The sequence below is a fragment of the Vibrio splendidus 12E03 genome (genome assembly GCF_000272105.2).
In the GTDB taxonomy this organism is placed as follows: Bacteria; Pseudomonadota; Gammaproteobacteria; order Enterobacterales; family Vibrionaceae; genus Vibrio; species Vibrio splendidus_I.
This window is the reverse complement of the sequence record NZ_AJZD02000344.1, coordinates 1-3,320: the sequence shown is the minus strand read 5'-3', so window position 1 is coordinate 3,320 and position 3,320 is coordinate 1. Positions and strand designations below refer to the sequence as shown.

Here is a 3,320-nt window from a genome sequence, read left to right as displayed (position 1 = left end):
GTACCTGAACTCGAATTAGGAAACAAAGCCAAGAAAAAGCTTCAGGGGCACGATCTGATCGCCCTGAACTATTACGTCTTATTAGTGACCTTCAACCAGGTGAAATTGTTGTCGCTGAAAAGATAGATAGGATTAGCCGCCTTCCACTTCCTGAGGCTGAAAAACTCGTTGATTCTATTCGTGATAAAGGCGCCAAGTTAAGTGTGCCAGGTCTTGTTGACCTAACGGAGCTGATACCTGATTCAGACGGAGTAACCAAAATTGTGATTGAATCAGTTCAAGAGCTTTTGCTTAAGTTGGCATTATAAATGGCAAGGGATGATTACGAGACAAGGAAAGAAAGGCAACGACAAGGTATTGAATTGGCTAAAGAGCGCGGTAAGTACAAGGGGCGTCAAGCTAATACCGATATTCACCAACAAATTATAGCGCTTAGAAAATCAGGTATGACTATCAGTAAAGCAGCGTCAGTGACAGCTTGCAGCATCAGTCAGGTGAAGCGGATATGAGCTTTGTACAATCAAGGGAAGTTATAGACTCATCATGACAGTTATGGAAGGTATTGTCAGCCACCAACGCCACAAGACCTATCTCGATGTTTCCACCTTGATGATTTGGACTTAGAACTCATTTCTGAAAAACGTGGGGCTCATAATCGTTTGGGCTTTGCATTACAACTATCAACATTGCGTTTATTTAGGGTTGTTTATCAAACAGCCATTTGATGTACCAGACATAGTGCTTGAAACATTGGCAAAGCAATTAAATCTTAATGAGAAGGTGGACTATCAGCGCTATTTAGATGGTAGTCAACGGTGGCATCATGTTCAGCAAATACGAGAATATTACGGATACACTGACTTATCTGAAGGTAGGATTGTTTTCTACTTTTGTCGTTGGTTATATGCCTTATGCTGGAGTGGCATCGATCGCCCAAAAGTTTTGTTTGAAAAAGCTCAATATTGGCTCATCGCACACAAAGTTATACTTCCTGGACGTAGCACCTTAGAGCGATTCATCTCCAAACTTAGAGCAAGAGTAGATAAGCGCATATGGCGGATCCTTGTTTCTGATCTTGCCCTTGAGCAACAAGAGCAATTGTTAAAATTATTACTCCCCCGTCCGAACCAAAGATTAAGTATTTTAGAAAAGCTGAGAACGTCGCCTGTTAATTCCAACAGTAAAACGATAAACAAGGAAATACAAAGGCTTATTGAAGTCAGAAAATATCATTTTCCTTGGCACTTCAAGAAAAACATTCCTACCGTTCGAATTAAATTGCTATCACGCTGCGCCTCTACAGCTAAAGTGGCAGCACTGAGACGTATGCGTCATCTGAAGAAACTGGCTATTTTACGAGCTCTGATGGCCAGCTTAGAAGCGTTAATTCAAGACGATATTCTGGTTGTTTTTGAGTCTATTATTCAAGAGATTTTTAATAACGCCGATCATACCTATAAACAGAATCGCCAACGAAATCTTAAGGATATGGATGGTGCGGCCTTACAACTAGCGAAGCTAGGTCAGCTCGTTCTTGATGGCACGGTGCCCGAAAGTGAGCTTCGAGCGGCAATTTTTGCTCAGCTCTCACCACAACAAATATCAGGAGGCGTCAGTAAAGTAACAGAGCTAACACGCCTATACATTTAGTACCGTTGATAATGTCCTTAAAGCGCTGAAACGACGAGATATTTTTATTGAGCCAAGTTGGCGGTATGCTGATCCTCAAAAAGATCTGTTAACTGGTGACGAATGGCATCAAAGCAAGCCCATGATATGTCGAGCGCTTGGTATTTCAATGGATCCAGCAACAACACTACAAAACTTAGTGTCTAAACTGGACAGCACTTACCGAGCTGTCGCTCAAAGGTTTCATTTAAATCCTGATATTACGATAGAAGATGAACGCCTCAAGCTCACTCCGTTGGAGAAAGACGAAGAACCGCCTTCTCTAGAACAGCTTAGAAAGTTATTCAGTAAAAGGCTGCCTCGTATTGAGCTACCGGAATTGATATTGGAAGTGGCAAACAGAACACACTTCACAGAAGCTCTGACACATATCTCCGAAAAATCAGCAAGAGCAGACGATATTGATATTAGCTTATGCGCCGTGCTGATGGCAGAAGCTTGCAATACTGGCTTTGAACCATTGATTCAGCCAGATGTAAGAGCTTTAAAGAGAGATAGACTATCATGGGTATCCCAGAAACTACATTCGAGATGAAACGCTCACCAAAGCGAATACCATACTCTTCAATGCTTATAACGAACTGCCGATTGTCAAATCATGGGGTGATGGAACGATGGCCTCCGCAGATGGATTGAGGTTTATTGTTGCCGTAAAGACGCTTTATGCAGGTCCTAACCCCAAGTACTTTCCTCAAAGAAAAGGGGTAACTTGGAATAATCTCTTGTCAGATAAATTAGTTGGTTTAAATGATATTCCCGTACCGGGAACGTTGAAAGACAGCCTAAGCTTATTAGCTTTAGTTCTTGAACAACAAACAGATATTCAACCTTCTGAAATTATGACGGATACAGGTTCCTACAGTGATGTTGTTTTTGGTTTGTTCCGATTACTAGGTTACCGATTTAGTCCGAGGCTTGCTGATTTGGGTGGTCAACGTTTATGGAGAGTTGACTCTGAAGCAGATTACGGAGAGCTTAATGCGGTATCTACCAACCGGATCAGGTTGAATAAGATTACGCCCCAATGGGAAGATATCTTACGTTTTATTGGCTCTCTTCAGTTGGGTAAGTTATCCGCCAGAGATGCGATGAGGGTTTTACAATCAGGTAGTAATCAAAGCTCTTTGGCTAAGGCTATTGCTGAGGTTGGACGAATAGACAAAACTATTCATCTTTTAACTTACATCGATGACATAGAAAAAAGGCGTATGATTCTAAAGCAGCGAAATAGGGTTGAAGGAAGACATAAGTTAGCCGGGGAGGTTTTTCATGGACGTCGTGGAGAAATGAGGCAGAAATACAGAGAGGGTCAGGAGGATCAACTGGGAGCTTTGGACTTATGCTCAATGTGATAGTGTATTGGAATGCCTTGTACATGCAGCAAGTGGTTGACCAACTTCAACAAGAAGGAGTGAAGATCGATTCAGAAGACTTAAGCCGAGCATTACCCTTACTTTTCAGTCACATAAACATGAATGGCAAGTACACGTTCACCATTCCGAAAGAAGTAAAAAACGGAGAGCTGAGACCATTGCGGGATGTACCACGGGACACTACCTTACCCTTATCATAGTTTTTCGTTCAGTTGCACCTTAGACCCCTGTTTCGACAGACGCACCTTTTAAGTGGGA

4 protein-coding genes and 2 pseudogenes are annotated in these 3,320 nt (G+C 42.1%); all 6 read left to right on the top strand.

The genetic code is table 11. The features are described from left to right. The first annotated feature begins 14 nt into the window (after positions 1-14). The 6 genes and pseudogenes from A142_RS25790 (at position 15) to A142_RS25765 (ending at position 3,262) form a co-directional block, all read left to right on the top strand. Positions 15-308 (top strand): recombinase family protein, encoded by a 294-nt coding sequence (locus tag A142_RS25790; protein ID WP_277815634.1) that lies wholly within the window; start codon positions 15-17, stop codon positions 306-308. Beyond that, positions 309-509, top strand: a complete 201-nt coding sequence (locus A142_RS25785) for a hypothetical protein (protein WP_019820848.1) — start codon at positions 309-311, stop codon at positions 507-509. A 96-nt stretch (positions 510-605) separates the two neighbouring features. Then, positions 606-650, top strand: a pseudogene (locus A142_RS25780) (hypothetical protein); the annotation flags it as partial. A gap of 16 nt (positions 651-666) precedes the next feature. Next, entirely contained in the window at positions 667-1,650 is a 984-nt protein-coding gene (locus A142_RS25775) for a DUF4158 domain-containing protein (RefSeq protein ID WP_431306029.1), read from the top strand. Between the two features lie 148 nt (positions 1,651-1,798). Then, positions 1,799-2,224: a Tn3 family transposase gene (locus A142_RS25770; RefSeq protein ID WP_019820844.1), complete on the top strand. Its 426-nt coding sequence runs from the start codon at positions 1,799-1,801 to the stop codon at positions 2,222-2,224. Further along, positions 2,184-3,262, top strand: a pseudogene (locus tag A142_RS25765) (transposase). Before A142_RS25770 ends, A142_RS25765 begins: the two are co-directional and overlap by 41 nt. The last annotated feature ends 58 nt before the right edge of the window (positions 3,263-3,320 follow it).